The organism is Sphingosinicella sp. (genome assembly GCF_013911755.1).
In the GTDB taxonomy this organism is placed as follows: Bacteria; Pseudomonadota; Alphaproteobacteria; order Sphingomonadales; family Sphingomonadaceae; genus Sphingosinicella.
The window spans coordinates 16,307-36,318 of record NZ_JACESP010000016.1; the positions used below are offsets into that span (position 1 = coordinate 16,307).

The 20,012-nt window shown below is 63.9% G+C and carries 12 protein-coding genes and 1 pseudogene; 8 read left to right on the plus strand and 5 right to left on the minus strand.

The genetic code is table 11. From position 1 onward, the window contains the following. Positions 1-168 precede the first annotated feature (168 nt). Together H2052_RS11825 and H2052_RS11830 are read left to right on the plus strand one after the other, a co-directional pair. Positions 169-2,487, plus strand: a complete 2,319-nt coding sequence (locus H2052_RS11825; protein WP_293781872.1) for a TonB-dependent receptor — start codon at positions 169-171, stop codon at positions 2,485-2,487. Between the two features lie 28 nt (positions 2,488-2,515). Further along, positions 2,516-4,648 (plus strand): PQQ-dependent dehydrogenase, methanol/ethanol family, encoded by a 2,133-nt coding sequence (locus H2052_RS11830; protein ID WP_293781873.1) that lies wholly within the window; start codon positions 2,516-2,518, stop codon positions 4,646-4,648. Between the two features lie 99 nt (positions 4,649-4,747). On the opposite strand, the gene H2052_RS11835 is transcribed toward H2052_RS11830, so the two are convergent. Continuing rightward, positions 4,748-5,926 (minus strand): NAD(P)/FAD-dependent oxidoreductase, encoded by a 1,179-nt coding sequence (locus H2052_RS11835; RefSeq protein ID WP_293781874.1) that lies wholly within the window; start codon positions 5,924-5,926, stop codon positions 4,748-4,750. After that, complete coding sequence (locus tag H2052_RS11840) at positions 5,916-7,541, minus strand: NAD(P)/FAD-dependent oxidoreductase (RefSeq protein ID WP_293781876.1); 1,626 nt, start codon at positions 7,539-7,541, stop codon at positions 5,916-5,918. The genes H2052_RS11835 and H2052_RS11840 overlap by 11 nt, the downstream gene beginning before the upstream one ends. 69 nt (positions 7,542-7,610) lie before the next feature. On the opposite strand from H2052_RS11840, the gene H2052_RS11845 reads away from it, so the two are divergent. Then, positions 7,611-8,633, plus strand: a complete 1,023-nt coding sequence (locus H2052_RS11845; protein WP_293781878.1) for an ornithine cyclodeaminase family protein — start codon at positions 7,611-7,613, stop codon at positions 8,631-8,633. Between the two features lie 278 nt (positions 8,634-8,911). Here H2052_RS11845 and dinB read toward each other — a convergent pair whose 3' ends face one another. Beyond that, positions 8,912-9,994 carry a DNA polymerase IV gene (gene dinB, locus H2052_RS11850; RefSeq protein WP_293781880.1) on the minus strand — a complete coding sequence of 361 codons (1,083 nt, stop codon included), beginning with the start codon at positions 9,992-9,994 and terminating at the stop codon, positions 8,912-8,914. A 492-nt stretch (positions 9,995-10,486) separates the two neighbouring features. Between dinB and H2052_RS11855 the strand changes: the two are divergent. Continuing rightward, a pseudogene (locus tag H2052_RS11855) lies at positions 10,487-10,678 on the plus strand (LuxR C-terminal-related transcriptional regulator); the annotation flags it as partial. Positions 10,679-10,723: 45 nt separating this feature from the next. On the opposite strand, the gene ispH reads toward H2052_RS11855, so the two are convergent. After that, the gene (gene ispH / locus H2052_RS11860; protein WP_293781882.1) at positions 10,724-12,601 is read right to left on the minus strand and encodes a 4-hydroxy-3-methylbut-2-enyl diphosphate reductase; all 1,878 of its coding nucleotides are present in this window, start codon (positions 12,599-12,601) and stop codon (positions 10,724-10,726) included. Positions 12,602-12,701: 100 nt separating this feature from the next. On the opposite strand from ispH, the gene H2052_RS11865 reads away from it, so the two are divergent. From H2052_RS11865 to H2052_RS11880, 4 genes are all read left to right on the plus strand, one after another. After that, a complete protein-coding gene (locus H2052_RS11865; RefSeq protein WP_293781884.1) occupies positions 12,702-14,174 on the plus strand; it encodes a phytoene desaturase in 1,473 nt (490 codons plus the stop codon). Between the two features lie 1,172 nt (positions 14,175-15,346). Next, positions 15,347-15,478, plus strand: coding sequence for a benenodin family lasso peptide (locus H2052_RS11870; protein WP_293781886.1), 132 nt, complete (start codon positions 15,347-15,349; stop codon positions 15,476-15,478). 21 nt (positions 15,479-15,499) lie between these two features. Further along, a complete protein-coding gene (locus H2052_RS11875; protein WP_293781888.1) occupies positions 15,500-16,183 on the plus strand; it encodes a lasso peptide biosynthesis B2 protein in 684 nt (227 codons plus the stop codon). Continuing rightward, positions 16,183-17,925 (plus strand): asparagine synthase C-terminal domain-containing protein, encoded by a 1,743-nt coding sequence (locus H2052_RS11880; protein WP_293781890.1) that lies wholly within the window; start codon positions 16,183-16,185, stop codon positions 17,923-17,925. Before H2052_RS11875 ends, H2052_RS11880 begins: the two co-directional genes overlap by 1 nt. Here H2052_RS11880 and H2052_RS11885 read toward each other — a convergent pair. Further along, positions 17,920-20,007, minus strand: coding sequence for an Atxe2 family lasso peptide isopeptidase (locus H2052_RS11885; RefSeq protein ID WP_293781892.1), 2,088 nt, complete (start codon positions 20,005-20,007; stop codon positions 17,920-17,922). The two genes, H2052_RS11880 and H2052_RS11885, sit on opposite strands and share 6 nt — an antisense overlap. Positions 20,008-20,012 lie beyond the last annotated feature (5 nt).

The following is a 20,012-nucleotide window of genomic DNA, read 5'->3' on the forward strand; positions in this document are numbered from 1 at the left end:
ATCTATGAGCGGGCTCCAAATCCGCCTGCGATTGCCCGGTTCGGGGCAGCGCAAACAAAGTTCGGGAGAATGGAAAAGACGTTGCCGCCCCCGCGCCGCATGGTGCGAACTCAGCCCGCTCATCCAGAGGCGAAAGCCCGGCGGCGAACGACAAAAGAGGGGAAACACATGAAGAAAAGCGCCTTTTCCATCACTTTCAGCCGCGGCCTGCTGGCACTCGGCGTCTCGTCGATCGCGCTCGGCGCCGCGCAGGCGCAGGAGGCTGAAACCACCCCGACGCTTGACGCGGGCGAAATCGTGGTAACGGCGCGCAAGACCAGCGAGCGTCTTCAGGATGTGCCGATCTCGGTGAGCGCGCTGAGCGGCGACCAATTGCGCGAAAACGGCGCGGTCGACGTGAAGGACGTCATGCGCAACGTGTCCGGCCTGTCGTTCGCGGGCGTGGAGCGCGGTCTCGGCAATTACAACATCCGCGGCGTCAGCACCGTCGCCTCGGCGCCCACCGTCGGCATCTATCTCGACGACATCTCGCTGGTGACGATCGCGACCACGTTCAGCGGCGCCTTCGACCCGATCTTCTTCGATATGGAGCGCCTCGAAATCCTCAAGGGCCCGCAGGGAACGCTCTACGGCGGCAGCTCGATGGGCGGCGCGATCAAGTACGTCAGCGCCCGGCCGGACACGTCCATGCTCTCGGGAAGCGCGGCGGCGGGCTTCGCCACCACTGCGCACGGCGACCCTTCCTACAATGTGGAAGGCATACTGAACCTGCCGCTGGTGACGGACACGCTCGCGATGCGCACCGGATTCCTCTACCGCCGCGACGGCGGCTACATCGATAACGCACCCGGCCTCGTGCAGAATTCGAACTATTCGAGCGCGCCGTCGCCCACCTACACGCCGCTCGCGCAGGATGCGCTGACGAGCCGCACCATGTCGGATCACAACAAGGCGGACAGCTTCGTCGGCCGCCTGTCGTTCCAGTGGGAGCCGGACGCGACCTGGTCGATCCGCCCCGCGCTCTTCTATCAGCGCTACGAGCAGAAAAATCCGGCGCAGTTCTTCCTCGGCGATACGGAGAAGCTCACCTCCTCGTTCCGCCTCGCGCAGCCGACGGTCGACAAGGCGGGCATCTATAGCCTCGACGTCGAAAAGACGCTGGGGGCCGTGCAGTTCACCTCGCTCACCGCCTATTTCGACCGCAAGCTCAATTGGGAACGCGACTACAGCTTCTTCATCGGCGGGCTCGTGCCGCCGATGTTCCCGCTCACCAGCCACAACCTGTCGGCCAGCCGCACCAAGCAGTTCAGCCAGGAAGCGCGGCTTTCCTCCGGCGGTCCCGGCGACCGTCTGAAGTGGCTCGCCGGTCTCTATTACTCGTGGCAGGACGACAACCTCTATCAGATCGTCAACACGCCGGGTGCTGAGCCGTTCATCGGCACCGTCACCGGCTACGTCGGCGACACGACGACGAAGACGAAGCAATACGCGGCGTTCGGCGAGGTGACCTTCTCGATCACCGATCAGCTCGATGTCACCGCCGGTGTCCGCCTGTTCCAGATCAAGCAGGAAGTCGACATCCTGGGCGACGGCCCCTTCAACGGCGGGTTGACGCTCGTGCAAGGCCGCAAGAGCAACGAGAAGGGCGTCAACCCCAAGGTCGGCGTTTCCTACAAGGCGACGCCCGACAACATGATCTTCGCCTCGGCAGCGAAGGGCTTCCGGCCGGGCGGCCCGAACCGCTTCCAGATCAACCCCGTGCTCTGTGCGGCCGATCTCGAACGCCTCGGCCTCACCGCCGCGCCCAACAGCTTCGATTCCGATAATCTCTGGAGCTACGAACTCGGCTCCAAGAACCAGTTCGCCGACGGCCGCGTAACGCTGAACGGCGCACTGTTCTTCACCGACTGGAAGAAGATCCAGCAACAGCTCAATCTCATCAACTGCGGCTTCGCCTTCACGGGCAACGCCGGCAGCGCCGAGGTGAAGGGCGCCGAGATCGAAGGGCGCGTCAATGTCGCGGGCGGCTTCCAGATCGGAGGCAACGCGACCTACACGAGCGCAAAGATCACCAACGCCGCGGTCGGCACTGCCGTGCAGGACGATGATCAGGTGCTCGCCGTGCCGAAGTGGATGGCGAGCGCTTTCGCAAGCTACGGCTTCGATATCGGTGCTGATTGGCGCGCGCAGCTCCGCGCCGAATACCAGTACCAGAGCAAGGCGCGCCGGATGTTCGACCGCGTGCAGGCCGTCACCTACGCGGACGCTGGAAAGGGTCTCGTGCCGAACCTCGCGCAGTTCCGTGAAAGCTATGATGTCGTGAACGCGTCGCTCTCCGCCGACAATGGATCGACGGTGCTGCGGCTCTATGTGAACAACCTCTTCGACGTGCAGCCGCTCATCGACATGGAACTCGGATCGGGCAATGACTATGCAACGACGCTGCGTCCGCGCACGATCGGGGTTGAGGTCCGTCAGAAGTTCTAAGGTTGAGCGTATGAGGGGGGACAGGGTGATGATTGCCACGCGTGCCGGGTCCGCATGGTTCCGTTCGGTCAGGACGATGAAGTCCGCCGCCCGGATAACCGCGATCGCCGCCCTGTCCCTCGCCGCTGCGTGCGGCGCCCAGAAATCGGGCGGCGAAGCCTCGGCGCCCGATTGGAAACGCGCCACGGCCTATTACTACACGGGCACGCAGATCACCGCTGAAAACGCCGCCCAGCTCGGCGTCGCGTGGGAGTTCAATGATTTCGTCGTCCGCGGGCGCACGCATCGGGGCGTTGAATCGACCCCGATCGTCGTCGATGGAACCATGTATTTCACCGGGCCGTGGAGCGTCGTTTACGCGCTCGATGCGAAGACCGGCGCGCTCAAATGGCAGTATGATCCGGAGGTCGACGGCCAGTTCGCGCGCCGCACCTGCTGCGATGCCGTGAACCGCGGCGTCGATGTCGCGGATGGCGTTGTCTATGTCGCCACGCTCGATGGCTATCTCGCCGCCGTCGACGCCGCGAGCGGCAAGGAGCTCTGGAAGACCGACACGATCACCGACCGCACGCGCAGCTACGCGATCACCGGCGCGCCGCGTGTTTCCGGCAAGACTGTCGTCATCGGCAACGGTGGCGCGGAGATGGGCGTGCGCGGCTACGCGAGCGCTTATGACCGCAAGACCGGCAAGCTCGTGTGGCGCTTCTTCACCGTACCGGGCGCGGGGCCGGACGAGCATCCCGAAGTCACCGAAGCGCGCAAGACATGGAGCCCGAATTCGCGCTGGGATCTCGGCGGCGGCGGCACGGTGTGGGATTCGATCGTCTACGATCCCGACACGAACATCGTCTATCTCGGTACCGGCAACGGGATGCCGCATCCGCTCTGGTCGCGCAGCCCCGGCGGCGGCGACAATCTGTATCTCTCGTCGATCGTCGCGGTGAATGCCGATACCGGCCGCAAGGTCTGGCACTATCAGACGACGCCCGAGGATAGCTGGGACTATACGGCGACGCAGAACATGATCCTCGCCGACATCGAATTCGGTGGGAAACCGCGCAAGGTCATCATGCAGGCGCCGAAGAACGGCTTCTTCTACGTGCTCGACCGCGTGACCGGGGAGCTGCTCTCGGCGGAGAAGTTCACGACCGTCACGTGGGCGGAGCGCGTCGACCTCAAGACCGGGCGGCCGGTCATCACCGCGCAGTCCGATTATTCGAAGGAAACGAAGCTCGTCTGGCCGTCCGAAGCGGGCGGGCACAACTGGCCGCCGATGGCGTACAGCGAGAAGACCGGCCTTGTTTACATCCCGGTGCTGCAGGCGCCGATGACCTTCCAGATGTACGATCAGCCCTACAAGCCCTACAGCGGCATTCAGGGCTCGATCGCCGCGTTCCCGGCATTCGGCGCGTTCGGCAAGGGCGGCGCCAATTCAGAGGATGCCTTTCCCGGCCAGCCGAAGCCGCGTTTCGATGCGGTGCTCACCGCATGGAACCCGAAAACCGGCAAGATCGCGTGGACGAGCAGCGAGCTGCCGTTCTGGAGCGGCGGCGTGATGGCGACCGCAAGCGGACTTGTCATGCAGGGATCGGCGGACGGCTATCTCACCGTTTACGATGGCGTCTCCGGTAAGGTGCTGCACCGGATCAACGTCGGCACGGGCATCATGGCCGCGCCCATGTCCTACGAGATCGACGGCGAGCAGTATGTCGCCGTGAACGCCGGTTTCGGCGGCGCGCTCAACGTCGCCTATCCGCCCGGCGCCGTGGCCGCCGAGCGCGAGAACCGCGAGCGTCTGATCGTCTTCAAGGTAGGCGGCAAGCCGCCCGAACTGCCACCGCTGCGCGAAACGATCGCGTTCACCGAGGCGCCCGCGCAGTATCGCGGCGACGCCGAAGCCGTGAAGCGCGGCGGCGCGCTCTACGGTGCCTACTGCGGCCGCTGCCACGGCGGCAAGGACGGCATCGGCGGCTATCCGAACCTCTGGAAGATGGCCCCCGAAACGCACGACGCGTTCGATGCGATCGTCCTCGAAGGCGTGTTCGCGGACGCAGGCATGGCCGGCTTCGCGGACATCCTCAGCAAGGCGGACGCCCGCGACATCCACGCCTTCCTCGCCGAGCCCGCACCGTCTCAGTCGAAGCACTCGGGGCTGCACTAGAGCATCGTGCGGAAAAGTGGGAACCGGTTTTCCGCACCCAACGATGCGACAATAAAGAGATAGAGCGCGCGTCCTGCGTCGGATTTCACGCAGCGCGCTCTAAATCGCTTCCCCGGCAGCTCTGCCGCTCGCCCACGCCCACTGGAAGTTATAGCCGCCAAGCCAGCCGGTAACGTCCACCGCCTCACCAATGGCGTAAAGGCCGGGCACGCGCGTCGCCATCATCGTGCGCGACGAAAGTCCGTCCACGGAAATCCCGCCCGCCGTCACCTCGGCCTTTGCAAAGCCCTCGGTGCCGCTCGGCGTGAAGCTCCAGTCCGTAAGCCGCGCCTCGGCTGCGCGGAGTGCCTTGTCCGAGACGTTGCCAAGCTCACCCTCAAGCCCGAGCCGCTCGGCAAGGGCGTCCGCGAGACGAGCAGGGAGCTGCGCGGCGAGAACGCGTTTCAGAAAGGCGCGGGGCTGTGTCTGTTTCTGGCGGATCAGCCAGTCCGGCCCGGCATCGGGCAGGAAATTGACGCCGATCGGCGTCCGGTGCTGCCAGTAAGAGGATATTTGCAGCATGGCCGGGCCGGAAAGCCCACGGTGCGTGAACAGGGCAGCCTCGCGAAAGCGCACCTTCTGCCAGCGCACCTCGACGTCCGCCGAGACGCCGGACAAGGAGCGGAACAGCGCTTCATCGCCTCCCAGCGTGAACGGCACAAGCGCCGGGCGCGGGTGCACGACCGAAAGCCCGAACTGGCGCGCAATATCATAGGCAAAGCCGGTCGCGCCAAGCTTCGGGATCGACGGCCCGCCGGTGGCGAGGACGAGCGCGGGCGCTGCGTATTCGCGCCCGCCGATCGACACCTCGAACCGGCCGTCGCGATGATTGATGGCGGTTGCCGCGTGACCCAACATCGTCGTGACGCCCGCCTTCGCGCATTCCTCCATCAGCATGTCGACGATCTGCCGTGCCGACCCGTCGCAGAAGAGCTGGCCGAGCGTCTTCTCGTGCCACACGATGCCATAGCCTTCGACGAGCGCCAGAAAATCCTGCGGCGTGTAGCGGCCGAGGGCGGATTTGGCGAAGTGCGGATTGCCCGAAAGATAGCGGTCTGCCGCGGTATGAATGTTCGTGAAGTTGCAGCGCCCGCCGCCCGAGATCAGGATCTTCTTGCCCGGTTCGTCGGCATGGTCGACGAGGAGCACGCGCCTGCCGCGCACGCCCGCTGTCGCCGCGCACATCATCCCCGCCGCCCCCGCGCCGAGGACGATGGCGTCGAAGCTCTCAGCGTTCACGGGTGATGCTGGCGGCGACCGCCTCGGCGATCTTGATGCCGTCGATCGCGGCGGAAAGGATACCGCCCGCATAGCCCGCGCCTTCGCCCGCCGGGAACAGTCGCGCCGTGTTCAGGCTCTGGAAGTCCTTGCCGCGCGTGATCCGCACGGGCGAGGAGGTGCGTGTCTCGACGCCTGTCATCACCACGTCCGGGTGATCGTAGCGCGCGAGCTGGCGCCCGAACACAGGCAGCGCCTCGCGCATCGCCTCGACCGCGAATTCGGGAAGGCATGTGGACAGGTCCGTCGGGGTGACGCCCGGCTTGTAGGACGGAATGATCTCGCCGAGCTGCGTGGATGCCCGCCCGGCCAGAAAATCTCCCACGGTCTGACCCGGCGCGTTGTAGTTCGATCCGCCTGCGGCATAGGCGAGCGATTCCCAGCGGCGCTGGAAATCGATCCCTGCGAGCGGCCCGTCCGGGTAATCGCGCGCGGGATCGATGGCGACGACGAGGCCGGAGTTGGCGTTGAACTCGGCGCGCGAATACTGGCTCATGCCGTTGGTGACGACGCGGCCTTCCTCCGATGTCGCGGCGACCACCCGCCCGCCGGGGCACATGCAGAAGCTGTAGACCGTGCGTTCGTTCGCGCAGTGGTGCGCGAGGCTGTAGGCTGCCGTGCCGAGGATCGGATGGCGCGCGAATTTGCCGTAGCGCGCCTCGTCGATCCATGCCTGCGGGTGCTCGATGCGCACGCCGATGGAAAACGGCTTCGCCTCGATATGGACGCCGCGCCGATGCAGCATCTCGAATGTGGAGCGCGCGCTGTGCCCCACGGCGAGGACGACGTGATCGGCTTCGAGGAAATCGCCATTGTGGAGATGAAGCCCTCGCACGGCGAGGGTGCCGTCCGCCGCGCGCTCCAGCTCCAGGTCCTCCACCCGTGTTTGCCAGCGATATTCGCCGCCAAGCGCTTCGATGGTCTCGCGCAGGCTTTCGACCATGGTGACGAGCCGGAACGTGCCGATATGCGGGTGCGCCTCGAACAATATGTCGTCGGGCGCGCCGGCCTTCACGAACTCCTCGAGCACCTTGCGGCCGAGGAAGCGCGGGTCCTTCACCCGGCAGTAGAGTTTTCCATCCGAAAATGTGCCTGCACCACCTTCGCCGAACTGGACGTTCGATTCCGGGTTCAGCTCCGATCGCCGCCAGAGGCCCCACGTGTCCTTGGTGCGCTCCCGCACGATCTTTCCGCGATCGATGATGATCGGCCGGAACCCCATCTGCGCAAGGATCAGCCCCGCAAACAGCCCGCACGGCCCCGCGCCCACAACGACCGGCCGCAGCCCGGACCAGCCCTCCGGTGCACGTGTAGGAAACCGGTAGTCCATGTCCGGCGTGGGACGGACGTCATGGTCCTTCGCGAACCGCGCAAGCACTTCGCCCTCGTCTACTATGTCTACATCCACCGTATAGACGAGCAGGATCGCGCTCTTCCGCCGCGCATCATTGCCCCGGCGAAACACCGTGAATCCGCGCAATCGCTCCGGCGCGACACCGAGCCGCGCGCAGATCGCAGGCGCCATCGCGTCGTCCGAGTGATCGAGCGGCAAGGTGAGTCCTGACAGGCGCAGCATGGGCGATGCCTTTAACGGCAAGCGGCCCTGACGCCAAGCGGCGGGCCATCAGCATTGCTCTGGTTGCCTTTGTCCGCGAAATCTAGTTCGTGTATCGACGTCCTCTATCGTGAGCCAGCCGGGAGATCCGCCATTCACATCGTTGATGCGCCGACCGCGAACAGCCTGCTTTCCCAAGACGAGGCGATTGAGGTTGTTCGCCAATGCTTTGCGGATCTCGACAGCGGGTTGTCCATCGGCTTTCCACCGCTAAGCGGGCATGGCAGCGACAAGGCCACGCGTTTTGGCGTAAAATCCGGTTACGACGGCCGTCGCCAGCTACCGGGCCTCAAGGTCGGCAGCTATTGGCCGCACAATACGGATCGGGGTCTTCCCAACCACGGATCCACAACGCTGCTTCTGGATGACGCGACCGGCTTCCCGTTGGCGCTTGTTTCCGCGACGTATCTGAATGCGCTTCGAACCGCAGCGTCGGACGCCGTTGCGGTGGACCTCCTCGCCCGGAAGAATGCGTCGGTTCTTGCCGTGTTCGGGACCGGGCATCAGGCCTTCCATGAAGCGATCGCCATCTCGCGCGTGAGATCACTTTCACGCGTCTTCGTTTGCGGTCGTGATACGGGCAGGGCCGCAGCGCTCGCGCAGCGGTTGAGCGCCGCGGGACTGGATGCGGAAGCTGCGTCCGCAGATAAGGCGCTCGAACAGGCGGACATGGTGGTGACGGCGACGGCGTCGCGTGCGCCGCTATTTTCCGAATGCGCGGTGAAACCGGGCACGCATGTGTCGGCGATGGGGGCAGATGGACCTGGAAAGCAGGAACTGCCTGCAGCGCTTGCCGCGCGTGCTGAACTCTTCGCGGATGCGCTCGATCAGACTTTTTCGATCGGAGAGTTCCAGTACCTAGCGGAGACCGAAGAGCGCGACCGCGTAACGGCGATCGGGTCGGTGATCAACGGGCGTTCGCGAGGACGTTCCAGCGACGATGCGATCACGATCTACGACAGCTCGGGAATTTCGCTTCAGGATCTCGCGGTCGCCGGATATGTTTTCGAGAAGGCGCTGGCGGCAGGGCTTACACAGTTCGTCGACGTGTAGAGCGTGCGATCAAAGCCACTGCTTGATAAGAGCAAGATCTAGGTTCCCGCCGGAAACGACGCAACGACCGTCTCGCCGAGCGCCATGATGCGGTCGGTTTTTTGCACGTGCCCATCGCCATGCAGTCCTTGCAATCGCAGGTTTCCTCATTGTCGCAGGCTTGACGGGTACAGTCATCGCGTTTGAACGGAATTGGAGGCATGGCTCAATCCCGGGTTTTTCACGATTTCTCCGTCCGAAGGCTTCTCCATCTCAGTCGAACGGCTGACAAAAGCCGCTCAAAACTTCAACGCCAGTTGCTCAGCGTCGCCCTTTGCGGGACGCGCGAGATCAAAGCCCGACACGGTAACGCCCAACAGGCGAATACCCTTCGCAGGTGGGAGCACCAAACGGATGAGGTCCAGACTGACCGCGCGCAGGATTGCCTGATCGCTCGCCGGGGAAATCAGCGTGCGGCTGCGCGTGATGATCTGAAAGTCAGCATACTTCGCCTTCACCGTCACGGTGCGGCCATACATGCCGGTTTTCTCGCACCAGGCCCAGACCTCATCCGCTTGCGACAGCACCCCTGCCTCGATCGCGGCAGGGTCGGTCAGGTCTGTGTCAAACGTGGTTTCCGATCCCGACGATTTACGTTTCCGGTTCGGGTTGACTGGCCGGTCGTCCTCGCCGCGCGCGATAGCGTAATACCAAGCCCCCGCCTTGCCAAAGTGGGCTTGCAAGACATCCAATGGTTGCGCTTTGAGATCGGCTCCCGTTGCTATTCCCATGGCATTCATCTTTGCTGCGGTCTTGGGGCCGATTCCATGGAAGCGACCGACAGACAGGCCCTCTACGTACCGGGCCCCCTGTGCCGGCGTGATAACGAACTGGCCGTTGGGTTTGTTCTGGTCTGATGCCAGCTTGGCAAGGAACTTGTTGTAAGAGATGCCTCCCGACGCGGTGAGACCTGTTTCGGTAAGGATACGCCCTCGAATCTCGGTTGCCGTGGCTGTCGCAGATGGAAGCCCACGCAGATTTGCCGTCACGTCAAGGTAGGCTTCATCCAGTGATAGCGGCTCGATCAGAGGTGTGTAGTCGGAGAAAATCGTCCGAATCTGCTGCGACACAGCCCTGTAGACATCGAACCGGGGCTTTACAAACAGAAGCTCGGGGCAGTTTCGCAACGCTGTTGACGAAGGCATGGCGGATCGGACGCCGAACCTTCGTGCTTCATAGCTCGCGGCGGCGACGACCCCGCGTGCGCCTGCATAACCGACGGCTACCGGGCGGCCACGGAGCTCGGGGTCGTCACGCTGTTCCACCGACGCGAAGAAGGCGTCCATATCAATATGGATGATGCGCCGGGTATGGTCAGGCATGGCATGGCATGGCAGGGATATCGCAGATGCGTCGATGCGCCCACACGCCACAGTCCGAAAAGCCGCTTTTAAGTACTCAAGCACGGCACGATCGTACCGCTAAGCCTACCGGATCACCACTGTTGGGCAGGTATTAGGGTAGAAAAGAGAAAATCAAAGCGGATACAGCGGGGCATGAAACGTAACAGCAGATTCACGCCTCATTGTATCGAGCTATGACCAAGACGGACGCACCTAATACCTGCTTTTCGCATATGTTACATGATAATTTCATCTCGGTGACCTAATCTTATCTCGTCCAAGATAATGGCGATGAATGAGATTTGCAGTAAACGATGAACAGAGGTGTCGCGGCTATTTGGTTATGACTTCCGGCGACATGGGAGCCAGTTTTCCAAGGAAGCGGTTTTGGGCCGGGAACGGTACGCTTTCCTCCCGCATCGCCTGCTGAAGGTTTTCGACGAGTGCGTTCATGTCGCGTACCCTGCACTCGTCAATAGCCTTAGCCGGCGGCAGCGTCAGATTCTCGAGGCGCTGGCCAAGGGGCGCCTCAACAAGCAGATTGCCTACGAACTCGACCTGACCGAACGAACGATCAAGCTGCACCGTGCCGCCATGCTCCGCGGGCTTGGCGTGCGCACCGTAGCCGAAGCAATACGGATTGCGATCGAAGCCGGGATGTAAATGCGCGCAGATGATGAGAGGGTGAGGCCTGTCAGTACCCCTCCATCAATGCATCCGATTGACGGCAAAGCGCGCCAGCTCGCGCAGCGGGCTGGCTTTTGGACCGAACCCGTCCAGTGCCTGATGACAGGCGCTTTCCAGTAGACTAGCCTGCGCTGCGGCCCCCTCGAGTCCCAGAAGCGTAGTCGCACTTTTGCGACCGGCTCTCGCGTCCTTGCCGACGGCCTTACCGACGACCGCGGCGTCGCCGATGCTGTCGAGCATGTCGTCGCGAATCTGGAATACCAGTCCGAGATTGTCGGCAAAGGCGATCAGGCGGTTGCGGTCCTCGGCGCTGCATTGGCCGAGTAACGATCCTGCCTCCACCGCGTAGCGGATCAGCGCACCGGTCTTTCGGCTTTCGCAATCGAAGATGTCTTCGGGACGGGGCCGCGCCAAGGGATAAAGGTCCATCATTTGCCCGCCGGCCAGCCCGTCCTGGCCAATCGAACGGGCCATTGAGAGGACCAGTTGCGCGCGTACCGCCGGATCAGGATGGGTGGCTTCCTCGGCCAGGATTTCGAACGCAAGTGCAAGCAGGGCGTCCCCGGCGAGAACGGCGGTAGCTTCATCAAATTTGCGATGCAGGGTCGGGCGGCCGCGACGCCGATCATCGTCGTCCATGCAGGGCAGATCGTCATGCACCAGCGATTGTGCGTGAACGCATTCGATTGCCGCGCCGACGCGCAGCGCCTGGTCATAGGAGCCGCCAACCAGATCGCTGACCGCCGTTACCAGCAGTGCACGAAACCGCTTGCCTCCGCCGATTGTGGCATAGCGCATCGCTTCGGCCAAGCGCCGATCACGCCCGCGGGTATGGCCGATCGCAGCTTCAAGCGTGGTATCGATATCCTTGCGTAGCCGTGACAGCCGGTCTTTCAACGACCCTTCCGGGCTTTCAAGGGTGAGCGGCTCCAGTGAGACCGGGCGGAAGCGGACGCGTTCGATGGCGCCAGGGGATTCGGTAATGGTGCAATCCAGTTCGCGCAGCGCTTCGCAAATCTCTGCAACCACGCTGTCGGGGGTAGATGCGGCCGCAGTCAGGCCGATGCGTTTCGCTCCCAGCACGGCGCCTCGCGGAAGATCCGCTCCGCCGCCGATCAGGCGCGCATCCGGACAACCGGCAGCACTCGCCACTTCCACAAGACGCCGGGCGTTCGAAGACATCGTGTCGCCGGCCACCAGCACCAGGTCGCATTGCGCGGCAATCGCCGAAATCGCATCCTGCCGATTGCTGGTCGCATAACAGATGTCGCTGGAGCGCGGCCCGGCGACATCGCGAAACCGTGTCTTGATCGCGGCAATCATCTCTGCGGCATCGCGCTGGGAAAAGGTGGTCTGCACCGCGTAGGCCAGCGCCATGTTCGGCGCGAGATCCAGTCCCTCGAGATCCCCGGGCCTGCAAACCACGGAAACCGCGCCTGCAGGTAGCTGCCCGAGCGTCCCGACAACTTCGGGATGCCCGATATGTCCTATCAGCAGGACGTGGCGACCGGCCCGGTACCATCCCTCAATCTCGGCGTGAACCTTGGTTACCAGGGGGCAGACGGCGTCGATAATCCGCAGCGCGCGAGCTTGCGCTGCACGCATGACCGAGCGGGCGCTGCCATGGGCGGAGAGAATCGCGACGGCGCCGCTCGGAATCTCGTCAATCTCCTGCACAAACACTGCGCCGAGACGTTCCAGGCGTTCCACAACAGTGCGGTTGTGCACGATCGCACGCCTCACGTAGACCGGCGCCCCGTGATGCTCCAGCGCCCGCTCGACGGCCTCGATCGCCCGCTGTACCCCGGCGCAAAAGCCGCGAGGGTTCGCCAACAAGACCTGACGCGGGGACACTTTAGGGGGGCACACGTCCGGGGTCGGGGTCAAGCTGGGCACCATAGCGTTGCTTTCCCGAAGGACTCTGCAACACAGCACAGTATTGCGGTATCCTCCCCTTGGGACAGGTTGCTTGAGGCCAAGCCGGGCTTAGGCACCTCGCATGGCTTCTCCTCCCTCAGCGATCGTTATTGGTTCTGGTTTCGGCGGCCTCGCCCTTGCGATCCGGCTGCAGAGCGCCGGCATTGCAACAACCATTGTCGAGGCGCGCGACCGCCCCGGCGGGCGCGCCTACGCATGGAAACGTGGCGGTTATATATTCGACGCCGGTCCGACGGTGATTACCGATCCTGCCTGCCTGGAGGAGCTATGGGCGCTGTCGGGCTGCTGCCTTGCCGATGATGTCACCCTGCTTCCCGTATCTCCGTTCTATCGCCTGATCTGGAACGACGGGACCCGGTTTGATTATTCCAATGTCGATGCCGAACTCGATCGCCAGATAGCCCGGCTGAGCCCGGCGGACGTCGCTGGATACGCTCGCTTTCTGGACTATTCCATGAGTGTGTACGAAGAAGGCTATCTCAAGCTCGGCACGGTGCCGTTTCTTGACTTCACGTCCATGCTGAAAGCCGCGCCGGCGCTGGTACGGCACGGCGCCTGGCGTTCGGTCTATTCGGTCGTCTCCAGCTTTGTGCAAAACGAAAAGCTGCGCCAGGCCCTGTCCTTTCACACGCTGCTGGTCGGCGGCAATCCGATGCAAACCAGCAGCATCTATGCCCTGATTCACCAGTTGGAAAAGCAGGGTGGCGTGTGGTTCGCCAAGGGCGGGACCAATGCCCTCGTCAGCGGGATGGTCGCGCTGTTCGAGCGGCTGGGCGGCGCTTTGTTGCTTGGCGAAAAGGTTGCCCGCATCACGCATAGGGGCAAGCAAGTGACGGGAGTGGAGACGGCATCGGGAAAGGTGCTGAAGTCCGAAATGGTCGCAAGCAATGGCGATCTGGTCCACAGCTACGGCTTGATCGAGGGCTCGCATTACGCGGCTGCCAAGGTCCGCTCGCTCAGGCGTAAGCGTTTTTCGCCCAGCCTGTTCGTGGTCCACTTCGGTCTCGACGGCTCGTTTCCCGGGATCGCTCATCACTCGATCCTGTTTTCCGATCGCTATGGCTCGCTGCTCAAGGACATCTACAAGCACGGAAAGCTGGCGGAAGATCCGTCGATTTACCTGCACCATCCCAGCGCGACCGATCCGGATATGGCCCCTGCTGGAAAGTCCACATTCTATGCGCTGGCGCCTGTACCCCACATGGGCCGCGCACCCGTCGATTGGGCGGTCGAAGGTCAGCGCTATTGCGATGTTGTTCTGGGCCGGATCTGCGACCTGCTGATCCCCGATCTCTACGAGCGGCTGGAGACCTGCTTTCACTATACTCCTCAGGATTTCCATGACGATCTCGGCGCACACCTCGGTAGCGCTTTCAGCCTCGAGCCCGTGTTGACCCAGAGCGCATGGCTGCGCGGTCACAACCGCGACGATCATTTTTCCAACCTTTACTTTGTTGGCGCAGGGACCCACCCTGGCGCGGGCATTCCAGGTGTTGTGGGTAGTGCGAAGGCTACTGCAAGCTTGATCGTATAAGACTGGATAGGTCGTGTTCAGTGGCGACCTTGCAGGCAGCATCAATCGCTTCGGGGGGCGGGGCGTGGGTACACGTCCACAGCGGGCGATGTCGTGCGCTGGGCAAGCTACTCGACGAGAATCGTACTTATAACGGAAGCTATGTAACGCGGGCCCTGGCCTCGTTCGGACCGCAGTCCGACGATGCTCGCCGGATTGGGCCGTACGGTCTGGGCATGTTTGCGTGGGATCCGGCCCGTAGCCAAGCACGATCAGCGGCAAGCAGTTGGTCATCTCGGCACATTCCCCGGCTATTCAGCCGCGATGAAGTATTTTCCGCAACAGCGGGTCGCTGTTGTCGTGATGTTCCATGCCAACGTAACCGGCGACCAGCGCCATACGTTACCGGCGCACATACCCGGGCTCGATGCCAGCTATTCAGGCTGTTTCAAGCGATAGACATCACAGGAATATTCCTCGGAATTTTGGAGGCATCCTCGGTCGGCAATCTACCCCGGCTGAACGGGAAAAAGGCCGTGTCGCCAGGACAACACATAGCGGTCTTAAATCCTTCCCGGCTTCCGTCGCTCTGGAACCAAAGCGCTGACCACGCAGGGAGCTTCTTCCTGGAGCCCGGTCTCGACAAGGACGAGCGGTTCCGCTCGTGTATGACAAGGTCGCGGACGAGCACGCCCACCATGGGAAGCGCATCCGCAAAGCCGGCGCGCTGTCCGATCTGATCGGGCGGCAGGTCTCACAGCTGATCATGCAATGACAACAGAGATGTCGTGCCCATGTCGTCTGTTCGTCGGCGCCTCCAGGACGACCAAGGCTGGGCGACGGGTCGCCCATCGCTGCGCCGCGAAGCCTGCTTGACTCCTCTGAGTCCCCGATCCCCAGGTTGCCCCGGTGGGCCCACAGGCACCTCCCACGGCCGCCGCCGCCAGCGCTCGCGGCGACGCGCGGCGGCGTCTGCGGGTCCCTCCTATGGACTACCGGGACAACCCGAACGATCGCGTGTGCGGGGCAATTTTCGCGCGTTCGCGCCAGCGAATTCAGTCCGCGAAGCACCTGGGAGAAGAAGGATTGCTTCGTCGAGTTCCGAATATGAAACCATCTAAACTCGAACGCCTTGGAGCTTTCATCTAATCTTCCGGATACCGCTGCTGTTGGCGGAGATCATGGAGGGAAGCATGAAAACCACGACTGAAAAGCGCACGGGCATCGTCGATCTCGGTGCTGCGCGCGCTGAAACGAAGGGACCGCCGATCGGCGGGCCGGACTCGTTCGGCGGTCAGCGCGTGACCGGCCTTTCGAACGCGTGAACGGAGGTGCGGCGTGTGATAATGCGCACGCCGCACTGCCGCCAGTGCTCTATGGGATACGCGCTCGGCAAAGGCATTTCAGCCTGCATATCAGACGGTCGCCCGATCTTCCTGAACTTGCACGAAGACCGCTATTTCTGTCTCGGGAAAGAGCTCGAATCATCCTTTATTAATCTGTTGAAGGATGAAACGCCGAATTTCTCAGAGGCGATCGCGGAGTTGCTCGGGCTTGGAATACTGGAGCATTCGGACACTTGCCATGTACCTGTTCTGTGCGCGCCGCCGCTCCTTGCCGGTTCGAGATTGCCCTGCAATCACGCGCGGGCCGGCTCGGTCATTTCCGCGCTTGTCGGCCTCGCGCGGATGATGCTGTACCTGCGATTGAACGGCCTGTCGGGTTCGACCGCGTATTTGCATGCGCTCGGACGCGAAGCTCGGGAATTTACCCCGGCCCTGATCGAACCGGCGGCAAGGATCGCTTCGGCTTACGCCCGTGCGTCACGGGTTTTCGGACGCCATGATCGCTGCCTGCTGTGGTCCTTTGCGCTCGGTGCGGCGCTGCGACGGCAGAGGCTTCCGGCAACGATCGTGATTGCCGTGTCCGCCTGGCCGTTCGTTGCGCACGCCTGGGTTCAGCTGGATAGGCTGGTCGTCAACGAGGATCCCGCCAGGATCCGGACCTTCACGCCTATCCTGGTGATCTGATGCGCAAGCCGTACCTTATTGTGGCGGACAACAAGCCGTCAGGAACGTCCTGGGCTGAGCACTTCGCGGGGCTCGGTCTTCAGCATCCCGGGCTACCGTGCGTGGCGGATTACCCGAACGCATGTGTGTTTGCGGGCAGCGACGTTTCGATCGCCCGCAAGCGCGGCGTGACAATCCTCGGACCGGTTCATGCGTTTGCCGGGGGCGGGCGGATCGGAGGCGCGGAAACCGCGCGCGGCGACGGAATTTTCGGCGAATGCCTTGATGCGTGGGGCGACTATATCGCCGTCATCGGCGACACGCAGGGCGCTCATGTCCTTCGTGCGCCGTTCGGCCGATTGCCCTGCTATTATGTTCGCTGGAAGTCGGCGGTCATCCTCGTCTCCGATATCCGAGTTCTCAAATCGATCGGACTTCCCGTGCCGGCGCTCGACTGGGACGCGGTCGGCCGCTTCCTGATCGCTCCCGAGCTGCGCGCCGAAGCGACTTGCCTTGATAGGGTCTGGGAGCTTGTGGGCGGCTGCAGCCTCACGATCCTGCACGGAGACATCCATCTAAGGACGGCTTGGTCGCCGTGGCCGTTTGCAAGCAGGCGCGCGCTGCTCAGGGACGCGCGTGAGGCGCGGATCATGCTTCGCCGTACGATCGACGAGGTCGTCGGCGCGCATTGCCGACAATATACGCACATTCTCCTCGGCGTATCGGGCGGCCTCGATTCGTCGATCGTGGCCGCCGTCGCGGCGCGCGCGCGCGTACAAACGACGCTGGTGACGATGGCGGCGTCAGACCGTGCCGGCGACGAGCGTGCCTATGCGCGTATTCTCGCAGGTAGGCTCCGTCTTCCCTTGATCGAGGCGTTCGAGGATGTGGCGCGCGTCGATGTGCATGTCAGCCGCTCAGGACATTTGCCGAGACCGCACGCGCGGAGCTTCGCGCAGTCGTCGGACGACGCGCTCATCGCGCTTGCGAAGGCGCGGGGCATCGACGCCTTTTTCAGCGGTGCCGGGGGCGACAATATCTTCTGGAACCTGACGTCGGCCGCGAGCGTCGCCGATACGTGTCTTGGTGGTTTTGGGTCTCGTGCGACATTTCGAAATGCGCTCGACCTTGCCGACATGTGCGGCGCAAGCGTTCCGCATGTTCTGCTGAAGGCGCTGCGTTCGGGACTGTCGCGGCGGCAGGTGCCGTGGCCAACCGATGGCACATTTATCGCCGACGCCGCCGGGCGGGAGATCTCGGTACATGATCATCCTTGGCTCGGAGCGCCGGCGGGTATTCTGCCGGGCAAGGTGCGCCACGTTCATTGCATCATGGGGATCGAGAACCACCTTGAGGGCTATGGCCGTGAGGCCTTTGCGCCCATGGCCGCGCCGCTCTTGTCGCAGCCTCTCGTCGAGGCATGCCTGCGCATCCCGACCTGGATGTGGTGCATGGGCGGGCACGACCGTGCGCTCGCCCGCGCAGCCTTTGCCGACTGCCTGCCGGCCGCGATCCTCACGCGGACGGAAAAAGGAACGCCGTTCGGCTTTGCGCTGCAGCTGTTCGAGAAGAACCGCGCCGCCTTGCGGGACATGCTCCTGGACGGTGTTCTCGCCCGTGAGCGCCTGCTCGACCTCACGGCCGTCGAGACCTGCCTCGCGCGCGATGACCCCGCCGCAGGCCTCGCGCACTACCGGCTGCTGTGCATCGCCGACGTCGAGGCGTGGGTGCGGCACCGCGAGGCGCTGCGCGCGGGCTCATGAAGCCGGCGTGACCGATGCCGGTTTCTGGCTTTCCAGCCATGTGTCCAGGGTTCTGGGACCGTCTCTTTCGGCGAGCCAGAATTTGAACCAGTCGATCGAACGCCTTGCGCGGTGATACTGGTGAACGGGCTCGCGGCCGACCATGTGCCCTTCGTTCGGGAAGACATACATGTCGACGATGCCGCCGGCGCTCTGAAGCGCATTGTAGAGCTCGATCGCATAAAGATACTCGTTCTCGGGCGACTGGATGAGAAGCGGCGCCCGGATGCGCGCGGCGTTGGCGGCGGGGGAAACCGTCTTCCAGAGTTCCTTTGTATCGTCGAGCGGTTGCGGAAGTCCGAGCAGGACCGGGACCGAGCGGCGCCACGAATCGACGTTGGGCGCGGCAAGCAGCGCCGACGTGCGGTCGGTCGTCACGCCCGTGCCGATCACGGCCGCCGCGAACAGATCATCGTGGCTGAGCGCATGCGCCGCGACGACGCTGCTGTAGCTGTGCCCGGCAATACCGACGCGCGCGGCATCAATGATTCCTCGTGCGGCGAGTTGCCGGACGATCGCTGCATAACCCGCGATCGCGGCCTTGTGTTCGGAGAGCGGCGTGTCCGCCGGCACCGAGCGAGATCCGTTGTTGTTGTTGACGCAGAGCACAGCGAATCCCGCTTCCGCGAGCAGGAATTCAGGCGCGACGTTCGCCGTGCCGCCGCGCAGAAAGCCGCGGCAGCGATAGGTCGTCAGCACGAGCGGCAGATTCTTCGGCGGCCGCGCCGGCAGAACGAGAACCCCGGTCGTCGTGCGCCCCGCGTCGTCCGTCCAGCGCAGGAATTCCGTCTTCGGGAACGTGCGCGCCGCAATCGCCGCATTGGGCCGCGCGAGACGCGTCATCGCGCCCGTCTCGACATCGACGGCGATGAGCTCCGGCGGAAGGGTCGGCGCCTCGTGGACGCAGATGAGCTGCGTCCAGCTTCTCGAGCACGTCGAAACGCTGTAGCCCGAGCCGCCGTCGAGCGAGCCCTCCACGTCGAGGATGCGCCGCGTCCGCCCGGTTCGCGGGTTCCACGCATAGAGCTTCGAACGCGCGGAGAAGTCGGCTTCGTGGATGACGACGACCTCGCCGCGGGCGTTCGTCGTCACCGCGCGCATCGACGGCGCCGGTCCGCGGCAGAAATGCGCCTCGCAGCGAATGCGCGTGCCGTCCGCGCCGAGCGCGACGATCTGGTACAGCGGCTGTCCGTAGGGTTTGGGCGCCGGCGCGATTTCGGTGAGGCCCACCGTGAGCCCGGTGCCGGGGACGGGAAGGGGTGTCGCCTTGGGGCCATCACTGTACGGGTTGATGTAACCGGGCGGCGCCGCGCGCGGTGCGGGCTCGGCGCCGGGGAGCGTCGCCGGCAGTGTCTTCGCTTTCTCGACGAGCGGACCGGCGAAGGCCTCCACGCCGAAGTTGCCGTCGAGCCAGCGGAGTGTGGTCTCGCGATTGCCGATCCGAAAGTTGCGCGTCAGCCGGAGGCCCTCGACGAGGAGCGTCCGGTCCGCACGGATGCCGCGGCGTTCCTCGTCACGCTGTGCGCGTTCGATTTCGCTTCGCGGCGCGCGCGTGCGGTACCTGAGATCGCGCGATCCGGGCGCGAGCGTGAAGTCGACGACATCGGCATCGTCGTCCGTCACCGCCGCCTCGCGGCCATCCGTAGCGAGGCGGTAGACCTGGATCTCGTCGCCGCGCATCCGGCGCGCGTAGATGGCGTCGGGACTATCGCTCCATGCCGCGATGCCGTCCTCGACGATGTCATAGAGCGGCATCCAGACCGGGTCCGCCGCCCGCCCGAGCGCGCGCGGCGGGGTCTTGCCGTCCACATCGACCGCGAACCATTGTTCGGTGACGCGGTTCGCGCCGAGCGAGGGTGTCAGCACGCGGTAGGCGATGCGCGCGCCGTCAGCCGACAGGTGCAGGCTGTCGATCGTGCGAACCTCGACGATGTCGGCGAGCGACGGCGCCTGTGCCGCCGCGGTCGACGCCGCCGCCGCGCCCAGCACCACAGCCGTGGACAGCCGCGCCATGCGGCGCAGGGCCTTTTTTCGCGCGTCCATGCCGA